Raw genomic sequence first — 17,274 nt, forward strand, 5'->3', positions numbered from 1 at the left:
AATTCTGTTCCCTTGTTCACATCGGCCAATAGCCGATTACAAAAAAGGAAAGGATTCACCCTTCCTATTAGAGAGCTTGCATGACTTTAGATAACGAGGTTCTTTCCGCTTCATTTAGCGGCAATAGCGGCATTCGCACACCGCCGACATCCAGCCCTTTCATCTGCAGCGCAGTTTTAACAGGAGCCGGACTAGGAGCCTTGAATAATTCATTCATGAGAGGAAGTAAACGTCTATGAAGCTTTGCCGCCTGATCATTTTTACCATTAAGGAATAATGAGATCATCTCTTGCATGCTGTTGCCAATCACATGTGAAGCAACTGAAATAACACCTGCGCCTCCAATCGACAAAACCGGGAGTGTCACGCCATCGTCTCCACTGTACAATAGAAAATCGTCTGGCGTTTCTTCAATGATCCGGCTCATCTCATTTAGATCACCGCCGGCATCTTTAATAGCGAACACATTCGGAATTTTTGAAAGCTCAATGACCGTTTCCGCATTCATTCGGACAACTGTTCGTCCAGGGACATTATACGCCAAGATCGGTAATCTCGTTGCTTCACTAATTGCTTTAAAATGTTGTATAATCCCTTCCTGGCTCGGTTTGTTGTAATATGGAGTGACAATCATAATGGCGTCCACGCCAATTTCCTCTGCCTTTTTCGTTAATTCGATCGATGCCTTCGTATTGTTGCTTCCCGTACCGGCAATTACCGGTACGCGACCGTCCACGATTTTTACAACATGCTTAAATAATGCAACTTTCTCTTCTGTTGTTAACGTCGGGGATTCGCCCGTTGTCCCTGAAACGACGAGACTATCGGATCCATTATCGATTAAATAGTTTACAAGTTTTGTCGTTTTCGAAAAATCAATGTTTCCTTTGCTGTCAAATGGAGTCACCATCGCCGTACTAATCCTGCCGATATCCATTTAATTCACTCCTAAAAAACAATCGTATGAATAAGCAAGTCTCTTATTCATCTATTTTCTTATTAAGCTCAAAAGCTTGATGAAGGGCGTTTACCGCTTCTACTAATTTTTCCTGTTTCACAAGAACCCAGATGGTTGTATGCGAGTCTGCCGATTGCAGAATTTGAATATTTCTGGATACTAAAGCATCCACAATTTTTGCCGTTACACCAGGGACACCGGCAATTCCGGCTCCTACCGCAGAAACTTTAGCACAATGTCGCGTTACTTCTGGATGATATCCAATCCGCTTTAACGTTTCAATCGCTCGATCGGTCATTTCACCCATTACCGTATAGACAACACCTTTTGGGCTAATATTGAAAAAATCAACCGAAATTTGCTCCCTGGCCATCGCCCGGAAAACATTTGTTTGCAGATCGTATTGGTCGTCTTTTGCCGTCACTTTAATTTGCGTCACATTAGAAACATGTGCGATCCCTGTAATAATCAGGTCTCTTACATCTCTTCCTTTCATGCCAGTGCCTGAAGTGACAAGCGTACCCGGTGAGTCTGAATAAGTGGAACGAATCCTCAAAGGAATTTTCGCCTGTTGGGCGATTTCAACGGCCCGCGGATGAATGACTTTTGCCCCTTGATATGCCATGTTGCAAATTTCCGTATATGTTACGACAGATAATGAACGTGCTTCACTGACGATTCTTGGGTCGGCCGTCATCACACCTTCTACATCTGTAAAAATATCAATATATTCGGCATTTAATGCAGCACCTAATGCAGAGGCTGATGTATCACTCCCACCTCTGCCAAGAGTAGCAATATCACCGATTGGCGTTTGACCTTGAAAACCGCTGACAACAACGACGTCGTTCGTTTCAAGTTCTTTTAACAATCGCTCACACTTCATATCGATAATTCTGGCATTCGTGAACTCATCATTCGTTCGAAATCCTGCCTGAGGTCCCGTCATGGCAATGGCCTTTAATCCTGACTGATTGAGAAGATTAGAAAAGACGACAGCTGAAATAATTTCACCACAGGAAAGAAGAAGGTCATGTTCCCTCTTCGTCACAAATGATTCCGATCCGCCTATTAGACTAAGGAGTGTATCAGTAGCGTACGGATCGCCGTTTCGTCCCATGGCCGAGACGACGCAAACAACTTTGTAGCCTTCTTTTTTTGCCCGCTCAACATGCTCAATTGCTTTCTCTCTGCCAATAGCGTCTTTTACGGATGTGCCTCCGAATTTTTGTACGATTACTTTCATTTAAAAAAACACCTTCTTTTACGCTTTCAGTAACCCTAGTTTAAGCAAACTTTCAGCAATTTGTACGGAATTCCATGCTGCACCTTTTAACAAATTATCAGAGACGACCCACATATGAAAAGCGTTATTGCGGTCCAGGTCTTTTCGGATTCTGCCGACAAACACGTCATGTTTTCCAACACAATTTGACGGCATCGGATAGATTTGTTCTTCCGGTGCATCCTCTAACGTTACGCCGGAAGCATTCGCCAACAAATTCTTGACTTCAGCGACATCAGGGCTTCCATTTTCTAATTCTACATAAACAGATTCGGAATGTCCTGTAATAACACCTAATCTTACGCAGGTTGCCGCTACTTCAAGGTCTGGCAAATGCATAATTTTTTTCGTTTCGTTAATCATTTTCATTTCTTCAAACGTAAATCCATTCTCCTGGAATTTATCGATTTGCGGAAGGGCATTAAAGGCAATCTGGTAATGCTTTTCGTCGCTTGCACATGGCAAGATTTCCGGAGTAAATGGCTCTCCTTCTAAAATCGCTTTCGCCTGGGCTTTCAATTCTTCAACCGCTTTTGCCCCCGCGCCCGAAACGGCCTGATATGTTGAAACGATAACCTTTTTAATGCCATATTTATCCGCCAGCGGCTTTAAAGCGACAACCATTTGTATTGTTGAACAGTTCGGGTTCGCAATAATCCCATTATGTTTCAATAAATCATCTTCATTCACTTCTGGCACAACAAGCGGTACTTCCGGATCCATCCGAAAAGCGCTTGTATTATCAATGACGATTGCCCCTCTTTTCACGGCTTCAGGAGCAAGTTCTTTAGAAATTGAGCCGCCTGCTGAAAACAAAGCAACGTCTACGCCTTCAAATGCTTCGGGCGTCGCTTCTTGGATCGTTATCGGTTCGCCTTTAAATAGAACTTCTTTGCCACTGGAACGTTTACTTGCCAATAGGGATAATTTTCGAATCGGGAAATCTCTTTTTACCAATGTTTCTAACATTTGTTGTCCAACAGCGCCTGTTGCACCAACTACTGCTACATGTAAACCGTTTGATGTCATCTGTTATAACCCCTTCTTCTGTTGAAATGAATGGCATAAGGAGAAACTTCATCCGTTTCTCCTTGATTCATTATTTTTAATTCACATTGTATCATAATCTGCTATAAATGAAAGAAAATTTTTATCTTTACAGGCTCATTCTCAACACTGGTTGGAGCTGTTTGCCTTCTAGAGCGGCTTCAACCGTCTCGAGAAGATAATCCATATGGGCGACGAGAGAGTTCTGTTTTTTATATGGATCGTCCTGGCCAAATGGAACGAAATAAATGTTCTTCGCTGCCATAAGGCGCATAATATTGACTCCATTCAAGCCGAGCCCATCATTTGTCGATATGGCGAGAACAACCGGCTTTTGATTTCTCATCGTTGCTTTAGCGCCCATTAATACCGGCGAATCCGTCATCGCATTGGCAAACTTGCTGATTGAATTTCCTGTCAATGGAGCGATAACCATACAGTCCAGTGGAGTTTTCGGTCCAAACGGCTCAGCCTTCACAATCGAATCAACAGGTTCTTTCCCCGTAATTTCGATAATTTTTTGAATCCACTCCCCGCCTTCTCCAAAACGGGTCGTTGTGTTTTGAACGGTATGGGTAACAAATGGTGAAACATCGGCTCCAGCGTCAACTAACCGCTGAATTTGCGGAACGACTTCATGATACGTGCAATGAGATCCAGTTAATCCGAAACCAATGTGTTTCCCCTTCACATTCATGTTATTTTCCCCTTTCTCGAGAGAACATCTTCTTTTATTAATTGGGAGAGTACATTTGCGATAATTTTGCCTGCCGTTTTTGGGGCAACAATTCCGGGCAGTCCGGGTGCTAACAGCGCTTTTATGCCTCTTTTTTCCGCATAACGGAAATCCGTTCCCCCGGGTTTTGATGCGAGGTCGACAACCAGCGTATGTGATGGCATTTTCGTAATCACTTCCGCTGTTACAATTGGTGCGGGAATGGTGTTAATACAAACATCGGTATTGGCCACTTCATGTTTTAAATCATCAATATGAAAAGGCGTTAGACCCATTTCCGTAATTCTTGCAAAATGTTCCGACTTCCTCGCTCCAACTTTTACTTTCGCTCCAAGAAGGGCAAATGTCCGTGCGACACTCATTCCAACTCTGCCAAGGCCTAGGACAATCGTATTTGAACCATGAATGGTAATGTCCGTATGTTGGATAACCATCATGATCGTCCCTTCAACTGTTGGAATGCTGTTATAAATCGCAACGTCATCCCGTTCAAACAGCTTTGTAAATTTCCTGTTGCTATTTTTTATACAATTGTCTAAATAGGAATTGCTTATCCCGCTATAGACATGGCAATGTGGCGGTGTTTGCTTTAAATATTCAGGTTTAAGAATTATTTTTTTATTGGAAAAGATCGTTTCAACCTCTCCGCTTAACCCTGTTCCACTCGTAGGCAGAATGATGCTATCCATAATCGAGAAGTTCACTTCATCAATATTGCGTTTAGAAGCCCCGGTGAATCCATGGTCCAATTGGTCATAGCCAACGAGTGTTAAGATGGCGTCTTCTTCTGTCAATTTGCGAATGACTTCCAATGTTCTAGCATCACCACCGACGATGGCAATTTGTAAATCAGTTAACATCCTTCCTCCCCTTTCTCCGTTGTTCCATTTTCAAAACAGGGGGAATCTTTAGTTGTTGAACATCTTATGTGATAAGTGCCTATTTGGTGACTGGTGCCCTGTCTATAAACAACGGTACATCCCGTTTTCTTTCTCTTCTTTAGTTAATTTCTTTATTTCCACTTGATCATTATATTCACTACGCAAAAACTGGTTAGAGTACACTAAACAAAGCAGCGCCTATTTTTTGTAAAAGGAACAAAATTGCTTAACAACTTTGTTCAGAAGTGGAGAAGTGAGATGTTGGATTTGTCGGAATCGGCGAATAGCCGATTCCAGTTATCCACTTGTTTTAACAAACTATAGTTTCCTAAAACACAAAAAACCTGAGTGGATTTCCACTCAGGTTTACTAATTATTGCAATCCTTTTGGCAAGACTCCGCCAGGGCTGACGAGAGAAGCGGAGCATTTATGAGAGAAGATTTGCCGGATTAATTGATTAACGGAGTCTTTCGAAACGGCGTCAATGAGTTCAACCATTTCATCAAGCGTTCGGTGTTCATTTAAAATCAATTCCTGTTTTCCGTTACGGCTCATCCGGCTGTTCGTGCTTTCAAGGCTCAACATGAGACTGCCTTTAATTTGTTCTTTCGAATTCGCAAGTTCCTTTTCCGTAATTCCTTTTTCTTTTAAATCTTCGATGATATGTTGAATCGTTTCATACAGTTCATCAAGTTGATGTGGCGCAGTGCCACCATAAATGGTAAACAGTCCTTTATCACGGTAAGCGGAATGATAAGAAAAAACAGAATAAGCTAATCCGCGTTGTTCACGGACTTCCTGGAATAAACGGCTTGACATGCTTGAACCGAAAATGTTGTTAAGCACAACTAAACTGTAATTTTGTGACTCCTTTAAGGATAATCCCGGAAAGCCAAGGCAAAGGTGCGCCTGTTCTGTTTCTTTTTTTCTTGTTAAGCGGCCGCTCTCGAAATTCGGCGTTTGCAAACTTTTTTTAGTTTTGGCACCTTCATACGAGCCGAAAAGATTTTCCACTTCTTTAATGAATTTCTCATCTACATTTCCAGCTACTGAAATGACGACATTTTCAGGTGTATAATACTCATTCATATAGTGCCTTAATGTTTCATCAGTAAATGTATTCAACGTGGATTCCGTACCAAGTATCGGATATCCAAGGGAATGTCCTCCAAAACTGGCGCGGCTTAACAAGTCATGCACGATGTCATCAGGAGTATCTTCATACATTTTTATTTCTTCTAAGACAACATTTTTCTCTTTTACAAGTTCCACCTTATCAAATGTTGAATGAAAGAACATATCACTAAGTACTTCAAGAGCATATGCGGCATGGGTATCTAAAACCTTGGCATAATAACAAGTGTATTCTTTTGAAGTAAACGCATTCACTTGACCGCCAATGCTGTCAAATGCTTCAGCAATTTCACGGGCATTCCGGGTCTTTGTTCCTTTGAAAAACATATGTTCAAGGAAATGCGAGATTCCGTTATTTTCAGGTACTTCAAAACGTGAACCAGTACCGATCCAAATGCCAATGGCTACGGATCTTACAGTAGGTATTTCTTCAAGAACGATTTTTACCCCGTTCCGACAAGTATGTCTTGTAATCAAAACTTGTTTCCTCCTAAGCTGTGTTTCATCATTCTACATCTATTCTCATAGGAACAATATACCATTAACCATACATACATACAACAAAACTTATTTTAAGTGATTAACTTTATTTGAAAGGATTCGCTTTTCATCCATTAGCTCCGACACCGTACCAATTTGATAGCCATTTTTCTTTAACCCTTTGATTAATGAATCTAGCCCCTTTGCTGTAGCATTTGTCGGATGCATTAAAATCATCGCGCCAGGATGAACTTTACTTAACACGGAGTTGACCATTGTGGTTGGATCCGGCTCTCGCCAATCAATTGTATCCACTGACCAGAGAATCGTTTTCATATTCATCTGTGCTGCGATTTTGACGACGTCATCTCGGAAACTGCCACTTGGGGGAGCAAACCATTTCGGTTTCTTATTCAATGTTGCTTGAATAATATGATTGGTGCTTTCTAATTCATCTGTTATCCGGGCTTTTGTTAATCGTTTTAAGTCGGGATGGGAATAGGCGTGGTTGCCTATTTCATGACCTTCGTCAACAATCATCTTTGCCAGGCTCGGATTTTTCTTCACCCATGTTCCATCAAGAAAATACGTGGAGTGAACCCCGTGCTTTTTCATCACTTTCAACAATGTCGGCAAGTACTTCTCACCCCATGAGACATTAACTAAGAGAGTTACCATGGGCTTTTGTGGATTCCCTTTATAAATGGGAGAAGGCGGCAGGTCATCCAATGATACTTTTGGCTTGATTTGTTTAAACTCAAGCTCTTTTTCATCAATCTTTTTTAATTTTAACTGTTTCATTTTTTTAAAGGAAGCCTCGACATCCAGTTCCAGCCCGTTATAGCCTGGAATCGCCTTCCAGACTCGATCGACAACGGCATCTTGCGGCTTGCGGTAATATTCTTTCGCTTTTTCCTCTAGTTGTTCATACAAATCACCGGTTTGCATTTTCGCTACCGCCATCGTTTGACTTTTTAATTTTGCAACATATGTGGAAGTATACTTATTTTGGACAATCATAACACTCGCAATCATGATGGCGAAGAGCAATACGTATTGCAATCTTATTCTTTTCACGCTACTTCCCTCCCCATAACACATTATGTCCATAGGAGACAAGTTAGAACAAGGTTGCTTCAGCAACTTTCAAGGAATCGGTTAGCTGATTCCTCTAACAAAAAAACAACCGTTTACCGGTTGTTTTCTACTTCTTCTTGTTGTTTTTGCTCTTTTAGAACAACTTTGCGCGATAAATTGACACGTCCGTGATTGTCGATTTCCATTACTTTTACAAGAATTTCATCGCCGATCTTCACGACGTCCTCAACTTTGCCGACACGTTCTTCTGCAAGTTCAGAAATATGAACGAGGCCGTCTTTGCCGCTGAATAGTTCGACGAACGCTCCGAATTTTTCAATCCGTTTTACCTTGCCAAGATAATACTCTCCGACTTGCACTTCTCGAACGATATCTTCAATGATTTTCTTCGCTTTTTCGTTCATTTGCTGGTCGCTTGATGCAATGAATATCGTTCCATCCTGTTCGATATCAATCTTGACGCCTGTTTCCTCAATGATCTTGTTGATAACTTTCCCGCTTGGTCCGATGACGTCACGGATTTTATCTGGATTGATCCTCATCGTCAAGATTTTTGGAGCGTATTCGGAAAGTTCTTTTCTAGGCTCAGACAATGTGGCAAGCATCGAATTTAAAATGTGCATTCGGCCTTCTCTCGCCTGAGTTAACGCTTGCTCTAAAATCTCGCGATTAATTCCGGAAATTTTAATATCCATTTGCAAGGCGGTTACACCGTTAGCCGTTCCTGCAACTTTAAAGTCCATATCGCCGAGGTGATCTTCCATTCCTTGAATATCTGTCAAGACCGTTACATCTTCACCATCGCTGACTAGTCCCATGGCAATACCCGCAACAGGCGCTTTAATTGGAACTCCCGCATCCATTAAGGCAAGCGTGCTTGCACAAATACTCGCCTGGGAAGTAGAACCGTTCGATTCAAGCACTTCTGAAACAAGGCGAATCGTATACGGAAATTCTTCTTCTGAAGGGATGACGACTTCAAGCGCCCGCTCCCCTAGTGCGCCATGTCCAATCTCCCTGCGGCCGGGACCACGCATAAACCCGGTTTCACCTACGCTAAAAGGCGGGAAATTATATTGGTGCATAAACCGTTTTGATTCCTCGACGCCTAACCCGTCCAACACTTGAACATCGCCGAGTGCCCCGAGTGTACAAACGCTCAGCGCCTGTGTTTGCCCTCTCGTAAAGAGGCCGGAGCCATGAGTTCGGGCAAGCAAGCCGACATCAGATGAAAGAGGCCGGATTTCATTAATCTTTCTTCCATCCGGTCTAATTTTTTCTTTTAAAATTAAGCGGCGAACTTCTTCTTTAATCAATTTTTGCAGAATTTCTTTTGCCTCTTCAATCGTTTCTTCATCTTGCTCTTCAAATTGGGCGACAACCTTTTCCTTCAACGCATCAAGGGCATCTTGCCGGGCATGCTTTTCAACGACGCGTACAGCGGCCTTCAGTTCATCTTCGACCAAAGTTCTGATTTGCGCCGTTAATTCCTCGCTAACTGTATGTAGCTCAACTTCCATTTTTTCTTTTCCAATTTCAGCGACGATTTTTTCCTGGAATGCGATGATTTTTTTAATTTCTTCATGGCCAAACATAATCGCTTCCAACATGATTTCTTCAGGCACCTCATTCGCACCTGCTTCAACCATATTTATCGCATGTTTCGTTCCTGCGACAACGAGGTTAATGTCGCTTTTCTCATGTTGTTCTACCGTCGGATTAACAATAAATTTCCCATCAACCCGGCCGATCGTCACACCGCCAATTGGTCCTTCAAATGGAATATCTGAAATCGATAAGGCAAGTGATGAACCGATCATTGCAGCCATTTCGGAAGAACAATCCTGGTCAACACTCATTACAGTGCTGACAACCTGGACTTCATTTCGAAAACCGTCTGCAAATAACGGGCGAATGGGACGGTCAATCAGGCGACTTGCAAGAATCGCTTTTTCGCTCGGCCGACCTTCGCGTTTAATAAATCCCCCTGGAATTTTACCAACGGCATATAATCGTTCTTCATAGTTTACGGTTAAAGGGAAAAAGCTTAAATTTTTCGGCTCTTTTGATGCTACAGCGGTCGATAGAACTGCCGTATCTCCATACTTAACGAGCACGGCTCCGTTTGCCTGTTTAGCCAGCCTTCCGATCTCAAAAGATAGTTCTCGTCCCGCCCAGTCCATCGAAAAAACTCGTTTTTCTTGTTCCATTTTCTTCGGGTACTCCTCTCAACAAAAACAAAATAGTTATATTTTATTATAGCCTAAACTTTTTAATTCTAAAAAGATATGTAATTCGTATACACCAAAAAAAGCGGGAAAACATCCCCGCTTTTTTGACTAACGACGTAAACCAAGCTTTTGAATAAGCTCACGGTAACGAGTAACGTCTTTATTACGCAAATACGTTAACAAGTTACGACGTTTACCGACCATCTTAAGAAGACCACGACGTGAGTGATGATCTTTCTTATGCGTACGTAAGTGATCATTTAACGAATTAATTTGCTCTGTAAGGATAGCGATTTGTACCTCTGGAGAACCAGTATCGGTATCGTGTGTTTTAAATTCATTAATTAATTCATTTTTGCGCTCTTGAGAAATTGCCATCCTGTTCACCTCCTTTTAAATTAACCCCGATTACTCCAGCAAACGTCGGTGAATCGTTTTGCCAGGTAACGGTTTAAAAAATCGTACATTTAATAGAATACATTGTTTTATAAGAGAAAGCAAGGGTTATGAAAAATATTTCAGGCCAATTTCTTTATCCTTATTCAGCTGGTTAATCAGGGCATCAACTGAAGCAAATTTTTTTTCTTCCCTTAATCGTTTCAGCCAAAAAATTTCGACTGCCTCTCCATATATTTGTTTATTAAATTCAAACAGATGAACTTCGATGGTCGGCCTCGACTTTTCTTCATGAAATGTCGGCTTAAAGCCAATATTGGCAATACCATTAAACCGTTCACCCTTAAGTTTCATTTGAACGATATAAACCCCGACTTGAGGAAGCAAATAATCATCTGAACATTGAATATTCGCGGTTTGGAAGCCGATTGTCGCTCCTCTTTTCTCGCCATGAACGACTTTCCCCTTTATGGAATAATAGCGATTTAAAAATTTCGGAATTTTTTCTACCGCTCCATCTTTTAAGAGCAGCCTTAACATTGTCGAACTCACTTTTTCACAGTCGATTTCCACTTTTTCGATCATCGTTTGAAGAAAGCGACCTCTGGCATGCTCCGCTAACGTTGCCATATTTCCTTTTCCAAATCGACCGTATGTAAAGTCGAAGCCTGCGACAACATGTTTTGCATTTAAACCGACAATGTATTGTTCAACAAACTCTTCAGGCGGGAGAGAGGCAAATTCTTCATCGAATTGCACGATGTAAAATAGATCGATTCCCATTTCCTCGAGCAATTTTTCCTTTTCTTCCAGAGGTGTCAAATACGATACATGCTTGATTTCCGACCCAAGCACGACGGATGGGTGCGGGTGAAAAGACATGACGGCAGAAGCCCATCCTTTCACCTCTGCAATTTCTTTTGCTTTTTTAATGACTCGTTGATGGCCGAGATGAATTCCATCAAAGTAGCCTAAGGCTAAAACGGTTTGAGGCAATTCTTCTTTCTTCAGTTGATGTGGATGTGTTAATCTAATCGTCTTCAAAACTCCACCTACTAACTTTGATCACATTATTGTGCATTTAATATTTTTTCCGGCTTCATTAAATACGGTTTCGTCGGATGTTTTTGATAGAGCGCTAAGCATGCCCCTTTTTCATTATAAACGGCAAAAGGGCTATGTTCCACTTCTTTACTTAATGGCAATACGGCACCGTTTCTTATTTTCGCTTCGATTTCTCTATTTACAATGAGCTTTTCAAACGCCTCAAGCCCTTTTTCAATCGGGAACAGCGCCTTATCGACCTCTTCTTTTTTTATGAGCGTCTCAAGTTCTTCAAATGTTACGCAATCATTAAGCTGAAAAGGTCCTGACGCCGTCCGGACAAGCCGAGACATATGTGCAGGGAAGCCTAATTTCTTGCCGATGTCGACTGCAAGTGTCCTGACATATGTGCCTTTACTGCACGTCACTCGAATTGCAAAGGATGGAAACGGCGGCTCAAAACGCCCTTCCTTCGATATAAGATCAATCGAATAAATGTGAACCGTTCTTGCCGGACGTTCGATCTCAATCCCCTGGCGAGCATATTCGTATAATTTTTTCCCATTTATTTTCACGGCGGAATACATTGGCGGCGTTTGTTCAATATCGCCTACAAAAGATCGGAGAACGGCTTCTACCGTTTCCCTTTCAAGAGGTTCTTCAACCTTTCTCGTTTCAACAATCTCCCCATGTCGATCTTCCGTTGTTGTTGATTGGCCGATCGTCACTTCCGCTTCATAACTTTTTGCATAGTCCGAAAGATATTGAGCGATTTTAGTTGCCCTTCCAACACAGATAGGCAATACGCCGGTCACTTCCGGATCAAGCGTCCCGGTATGGCCAATTTTTTTTGTTCTGAGGAGTTTGCGCAATTTCATGACACAGTCATGGGATGTCATCCCCGCAGGCTTTAATAATGGTAAAATTCCTTCTATCAAGTAGACTCCTCCTTTTTTAGAGAAGGAATGGAACAGAAGAAAAGATAGACATTTGCCTATCTTTTACTTTTTATTGTTCATTCATTTGCATCTTCGTTTTGTTCTTTGCGCTGAATATCTGTCAGCAATGTTTCGATTCGGTTTCCATATTCAACCGATTCGTCAAACTTAAAGAAAATTTCTGGAGTTTTTCGCAAACGAATTCGCTTTCCGATTTCCGTACGAATAAAACCAGATGCTTTCGCAAGACCGTGCAATGTTTGCTGTTTTTGCTCATCATCGCCGAATACTGAAATATAAACGGTCGCTTGTTGAAGATCACCCGTCACTTCCACTCCCGTAACGGTTACGAAACCTACGCGCGGGTCTTTTAATTTTCGGCCAATAATATCGCCGAGTTCTTTTTTCATTTGTTCACCAATTCGATTGGAACGCAAATTGCCCATTCTACCACCCCATTTCATGTACCAACAAGAACAATTTACGATAGTAAACGGTCAAGGACGTTTAGATCATGTACGTTTAATTTCCTCCATAATATATGCTTCAATGACATCGCCTTCTTTAATATCATTGAATTTTTCAAGGGTAATTCCACACTCGTATCCTGCACTAACTTCACGGACATCGTCTTTGAAACGTTTGAGCGCATCAATTTTTCCTTCATAAACAACGATGCCATCACGAATTAGGCGAACGGTTGAATCACGTGTTACTTTACCATCTGTTACATAACAACCGGCAATCGTTCCTACTTTTGATACTTTGAAGGTCGTACGTACATCGACCTGGCCGATTACTTTTTCCTCAAATTCCGGATCAAGCATCCCCTTCATGGCCGATTCTATTTCGTCAATTACATTGTAGATAACTCTATGCAAACGGATATCGACTTTTTCAGTTTCAGCCGTCTTTTTCGCATTATTATCCGGACGAACGTTGAAGCCGATAATGATTGCATTGGAAGCTGAAGCCAGCATGATATCATATTCAGTTATTGCACCGACACCTGTATGGAGAATTTTAACTTTAACCCCTTCAACATCAATTTTTTGCAATGATCCGGCAAGTGCTTCAACCGATCCCTGGACATCGGCTTTAATAATGACATTAATATCTTTTATGTCGCCTTCTTTAATCTGGTTGAAAAGATCTTCTAAGTTTAGCTTGGATGAATCTTTTCGTTGCGCTTCTTGCTGTTTCTTTCCGCGCGCTTCCCCAATTTGGCGAGCTTTCTTCTCGTCGGCAAAAACCATGAACTGATCGCCTGCTTGAGGCACTTCGTTTAAGCCGGTAATTTCAACCGGTGTTGAAGGCGGAGCTGTTTTTACTCTTCGTCCAAGATCATTAACCATTGCTCGAACGCGTCCATATGTGTTTCCGACAACAATTGGATCTCCAACATGTAATGTTCCGTTTTGAACAAGAAGCGTTGCTACAGAGCCGCGGCCTTTATCGAGCTGTGCTTCGATAACCGTGCCTTGTGCCATTCGATTAGGGTTAGCCTTTAATTCTTCAACCTCAGCAACAAGTTGAATCATTTCAAGCAAATCATCGATCCCTTCACCTTTTAAAGCAGAGACGTGAACAAAAATCGTGTCGCCTCCCCAATCTTCCGGTATCAAACCATGTTCTGTCAATTCTTGCATGACACGGTCAGGATTTGCCGTTTCTTTATCCATTTTATTAACAGCAACAATGATTGGGACTTCCGCTGCTTTCGCATGGTTGATCGCTTCCACCGTTTGCGGCATCACTCCATCATCAGCTGCAACTACGATGATCGCAATGTCTGTTACTTGCGCCCCGCGAGCGCGCATTGTTGTAAATGCGGCATGGCCCGGAGTATCGAGGAACGTAATTTTTTTTCCGTTGTTTTCAATCTGGTAAGCACCGATATGCTGGGTAATTCCACCTGCTTCACTAGCCGTAACTTTTGTATGGCGGATGGAATCAAGCAATGTCGTTTTACCATGGTCAACGTGTCCCATAATGGTAACAACTGGAGGACGAACTTCTAAGTCTTCCTCTTTATCTTCGATTTGATAATTTTCGAATTCAGTTTCATCAATGGTGACTTCTTCCTCAACTTCAACGCCATATTCCCCGGCAATCAGCTCAATCGTATCTTTATCGAGCTCCTGATTAATGGTTGCCATAACACCTAAAAACATTAATTTCTTAATAATTTCGGTCGATTCTTTATGAAGCTTTTTTGCTAACTCGCCGACAGTAAGCGTTCCTTCGAACGTAATTTTCTTCGGTAATGGTACAGTTCTTTTCTCATGTTGTGTTGTTTGTGGCATAGCATTTCCTTTTTTATTTTTATTTTTTTTATGAGTTTGATGCTTATTTGGGCTTTGATGTTTATTTTGGTTTTGATTTTGGTGCTTATTTTGGTTTTGGCTATGATTTTTGCCCTGGGTGTTATTTTTGCCCTGACTGTTATTTTTGCTCTGACTGTTATTTTTGCTCTGGCGGTCTTCTTTTTTATGCTCTTTTTTATTTGATCCGGAATTGGAGTTGTCCGGTTTTCTACGTTCATCTTTTGAGTTTAGAGGCTTTTGCGATTTGCCCGATTGATAGGCGTCATTCAGCTTTTGAATCGCCTCCTCATCAATCATCGACATATGATTGGAAACATTCACGTTGATTTTTTTTAACTTATCAATAATATCCTTGCTTTGCACATTTTTCTGTTTAGCGTATTCATATACTCGCATTTTACTCATACGTTCACCCCCAAGTGTAGTGATCAAGTAATGTTTTTAATTTTTTTGAAAAACCTTGATCCGTTACTGCAACAACGACTCGTCTGTCTTTTCCAATCGCTTCCCCTAGAACATCACGATTTTCGACCCATTTTAGATCAACGTGATAATACGAACATTTATCCATTATTTTTTTTTTCGTATTTTCGGAAGCGTCTAGAGATAACAAAACTAATTGAACCGTTCTCCTCTGTATTGCCTTAACAACCAGTTCTTCGCCTGAAATGCACTTGCCTGCGCGATGCGCCAGACCTAAAAGGGAAGCCCATTTTTCAGCCATATGAATTTATTGAACTCCTTTTTCCAATTCAGCATACACTTCTTCAGAAATGGTTGTCTTTAATTGGTTGCCTAAGCTGTTTTTCTTTTTGGCGAGGACAAAACAAGAATGTTGATTGCAAAGATAAGCTCCTCTTCCCGATTTCTTGCCGGTTGGGTCGACTGAGACTTCCCCTTCTGGAGATCGAACGATGCGCACTAATTCTTTCTTCGGCTTCATTTCCTGGCAGGCCACACATTTTCTCATAGGAATTTTACGGGTTTTCATTCGTCTCCCCCTCACACGTTACATGTCTTCGTTTAATTTTTCGTCTGAGTGTTCTATTAAATCTTCATGATCGGTCGTATCACCTGGCAGTTCTTCAGTAGAATCGATGGCCTCCTCATGGCTATCCTCTGAATAAATACCTGCCTGGCGAGCTTCAGATTCCGCTTTAATATCAATCTTCCATCCCGTTAATTTCGCAGCGAGTCTAGCATTTTGTCCCCTTTTTCCAATGGCTAATGATAACTGGTAATCGGGAACGATAACAGTTGTCATCTTTTCCTCTTCGTTTACGAGCACTTCAAGGACTTTTGCTGGACTAAGTGCATTTGCGACATAAACGACAGGGTCTTCGGACCAGCGGACAATGTCAATTTTTTCACCGTTTAATTCGTTCACAATCGTTTGCACACGGCCACCCTTTTGACCTACGCAAGAACCGACAGGATCAACTTCCGGGTCTTCTGCGTGCACTGCAATTTTTGAACGATCGCCAGCTTCACGGGCTATCGACTTAATTTCAACGGTTCCATCATAAATTTCAGGCACTTCTAATTCAAACAACCGTTTTAAAAGGCCAGGATGCGTACGGGATACCATGATTTGCGGACCCTTAGTCGTTTTTTCCACTTTCGTAATATACACTTTTATACGGTCATTCGTCGTATAGTGTTCACCCGGCATTTGCTCACTCGCCGGTAAGAGTGCCTCTACACGGCCGAGATTTACGTAAATGTAGCGGTGATCCTGACGCTGGACGATACCGGTAATGATATCTTCCTCGCGATCGATAAATTCAGAAAAAATAATTCCGCGTTCTGCTTCCCGAACACGCTGTGTCACAACTTGTTTTGCCGTTTGAGCAGCAATCCGGCCAAAATCTCTTGGTGTCACTTCAAGTTCAACAATATCATCCACATCAAATTGCGAATTAATTTTATGAGCTTCATCAAGTGAAATTTCTTGTCTTGGATCTGTTACTTCCTCAACTACATTCTTTCTGGCAAAAACACGGATGCTGCCGGTGGCAGGATTGAAATCGACACGTACATTTTGTGCTTGATGGAAATTTCGTTTATAGGCGGAAATCAATGCAGCTTCAATAGCATCAATAATGACTTCCTTACTGATTCCTTTTTCCTTTTCCAACAATGTAAGTGCATCCAATAACTCGCTACTCATTTTTTTCTTCTCCCCTTTTTAATTGAAAACAACAGCAAGCCTCGCACTTGCTATTTTGCTATACGGCAGTTCTACTTTTGTTATTCGTGTCTTAATTTTCACTTCAAGCGTGACCGTTTCGCCGTCAAAGTCGAGTAAAAGCCCTTCAAATTCCTTCGTACCATTAATCGGTTCATACGTCTTTACGTGAATATTTTTGCCAATGGCCTTCTTCACATCTTCAGGCTTCTTTAATGGACGTTCAACACCCGGAGAAGACACTTCAAGGAAATATGCCTGCTCAATTAGATCAATCGCATCTAATTTTTCGCTTAATTGTTCGCTAACTACACCGCATTCTTCAATATCTACGCCTTTTTCGCTGTCGATAAACACCCGGAGAAACCAGTTTTTCCCTTCTTTCACAAATTCAACATCCACTAGTTCGAGATTCATTTCTTCAAGAATGGGAAGAACAAGTTCTTCGGTTTGTTCAATGATTTTCTTGCTCAAAAAGGTCCCTCCTTTCTAATTTTTAGAGAACGCAGAAAGAGTGGGATTTCCCCACT

Annotated in this window: 17 protein-coding genes; all 17 read right to left on the reverse strand. The window is 41.7% G+C overall.

Going from position 1 to position 17,274, the window contains the following annotated elements:
- Window positions 1-67 precede the first annotated feature (67 nt).
- The 17 genes from dapA to rimP all read right to left on the reverse strand — a co-directional run bounded on the left by dapA (window position 68) and on the right by rimP (window position 17,218).
- Entirely contained in the window at window positions 68-937 is an 870-nt protein-coding gene (dapA, locus tag H538_RS0100295; RefSeq protein WP_026675824.1) for a 4-hydroxy-tetrahydrodipicolinate synthase, read from the reverse strand.
- 43 nt (window positions 938-980) lie between these two features.
- Entirely contained in the window at window positions 981-2,204 is a 1,224-nt protein-coding gene (gene dapG / locus H538_RS0100300; protein ID WP_026675825.1) for an aspartate kinase, read from the reverse strand.
- Between the two features lie 18 nt (window positions 2,205-2,222).
- A complete protein-coding gene (gene asd, locus H538_RS0100305) occupies window positions 2,223-3,272 on the reverse strand; it encodes an aspartate-semialdehyde dehydrogenase (protein ID WP_026675826.1) in 1,050 nt (349 codons plus the stop codon).
- A gap of 127 nt (window positions 3,273-3,399) precedes the next feature.
- Window positions 3,400-3,987 carry a dipicolinate synthase subunit B gene (gene dpaB / locus H538_RS0100310; RefSeq protein WP_026675827.1) on the reverse strand — a complete coding sequence of 196 codons (588 nt, stop codon included), beginning with the start codon at window positions 3,985-3,987 and terminating at the stop codon, window positions 3,400-3,402.
- Complete coding sequence (dpaA, locus tag H538_RS0100315; RefSeq protein ID WP_026675828.1) at window positions 3,984-4,886, reverse strand: dipicolinic acid synthetase subunit A; 903 nt, start codon at window positions 4,884-4,886, stop codon at window positions 3,984-3,986. The genes dpaB and dpaA overlap by 4 nt, the downstream gene beginning before the upstream one ends.
- 394 nt (window positions 4,887-5,280) lie before the next feature.
- Window positions 5,281-6,519 carry a M16 family metallopeptidase gene (locus tag H538_RS0100320; protein WP_026675829.1) on the reverse strand — a complete coding sequence of 413 codons (1,239 nt, stop codon included), beginning with the start codon at window positions 6,517-6,519 and terminating at the stop codon, window positions 5,281-5,283.
- A 90-nt stretch (window positions 6,520-6,609) separates the two neighbouring features.
- Window positions 6,610-7,599 (reverse strand): polysaccharide deacetylase family protein, encoded by a 990-nt coding sequence (locus tag H538_RS0100325; RefSeq protein ID WP_026675830.1) that lies wholly within the window; start codon window positions 7,597-7,599, stop codon window positions 6,610-6,612.
- Window positions 7,600-7,712: 113 nt separating this feature from the next.
- On the reverse strand, window positions 7,713-9,830 hold the full coding sequence (gene pnp, locus H538_RS0100330) for a polyribonucleotide nucleotidyltransferase (RefSeq protein ID WP_026675831.1): 2,118 nt from the start codon (window positions 9,828-9,830) through the stop codon (window positions 7,713-7,715).
- Window positions 9,831-9,959: 129 nt separating this feature from the next.
- Complete coding sequence (gene rpsO / locus H538_RS0100335; RefSeq protein ID WP_026675832.1) at window positions 9,960-10,229, reverse strand: 30S ribosomal protein S15; 270 nt, start codon at window positions 10,227-10,229, stop codon at window positions 9,960-9,962.
- Between the two features lie 126 nt (window positions 10,230-10,355).
- A complete protein-coding gene (ribF, locus tag H538_RS0100340; protein WP_026675833.1) occupies window positions 10,356-11,291 on the reverse strand; it encodes a bifunctional riboflavin kinase/FAD synthetase in 936 nt (311 codons plus the stop codon).
- A gap of 26 nt (window positions 11,292-11,317) precedes the next feature.
- On the reverse strand, window positions 11,318-12,229 hold the full coding sequence (gene truB, locus H538_RS0100345) for a tRNA pseudouridine(55) synthase TruB (protein ID WP_281172138.1): 912 nt from the start codon (window positions 12,227-12,229) through the stop codon (window positions 11,318-11,320).
- 77 nt (window positions 12,230-12,306) lie between these two features.
- Window positions 12,307-12,675 (reverse strand): 30S ribosome-binding factor RbfA, encoded by a 369-nt coding sequence (gene rbfA / locus H538_RS0100350; protein ID WP_026675835.1) that lies wholly within the window; start codon window positions 12,673-12,675, stop codon window positions 12,307-12,309.
- Between the two features lie 66 nt (window positions 12,676-12,741).
- Complete coding sequence (gene infB, locus H538_RS0100355; RefSeq protein WP_026675836.1) at window positions 12,742-14,961, reverse strand: translation initiation factor IF-2; 2,220 nt, start codon at window positions 14,959-14,961, stop codon at window positions 12,742-12,744.
- Between the two features lie 4 nt (window positions 14,962-14,965).
- Window positions 14,966-15,280, reverse strand: coding sequence for a YlxQ family RNA-binding protein (locus H538_RS0100360; protein WP_026675837.1), 315 nt, complete (start codon window positions 15,278-15,280; stop codon window positions 14,966-14,968).
- 6 nt (window positions 15,281-15,286) lie between these two features.
- Window positions 15,287-15,547, reverse strand: coding sequence for an RNase P modulator RnpM (gene rnpM / locus H538_RS0100365; protein WP_026675838.1), 261 nt, complete (start codon window positions 15,545-15,547; stop codon window positions 15,287-15,289).
- 18 nt (window positions 15,548-15,565) lie between these two features.
- Window positions 15,566-16,726, reverse strand: a complete 1,161-nt coding sequence (nusA, locus tag H538_RS0100370) for a transcription termination factor NusA (protein ID WP_026675839.1) — start codon at window positions 16,724-16,726, stop codon at window positions 15,566-15,568.
- Window positions 16,727-16,744: 18 nt separating this feature from the next.
- Complete coding sequence (rimP, locus tag H538_RS0100375) at window positions 16,745-17,218, reverse strand: ribosome maturation factor RimP (RefSeq protein WP_026675840.1); 474 nt, start codon at window positions 17,216-17,218, stop codon at window positions 16,745-16,747.
- Between the last annotated feature and the right edge of the window lie 56 nt (window positions 17,219-17,274).

Source organism: Fictibacillus gelatini DSM 15865, from assembly GCF_000430745.1.
Taxonomy (GTDB): Bacteria; Bacillota; Bacilli; order Bacillales; family Fictibacillaceae; genus Fictibacillus_A; species Fictibacillus_A gelatini.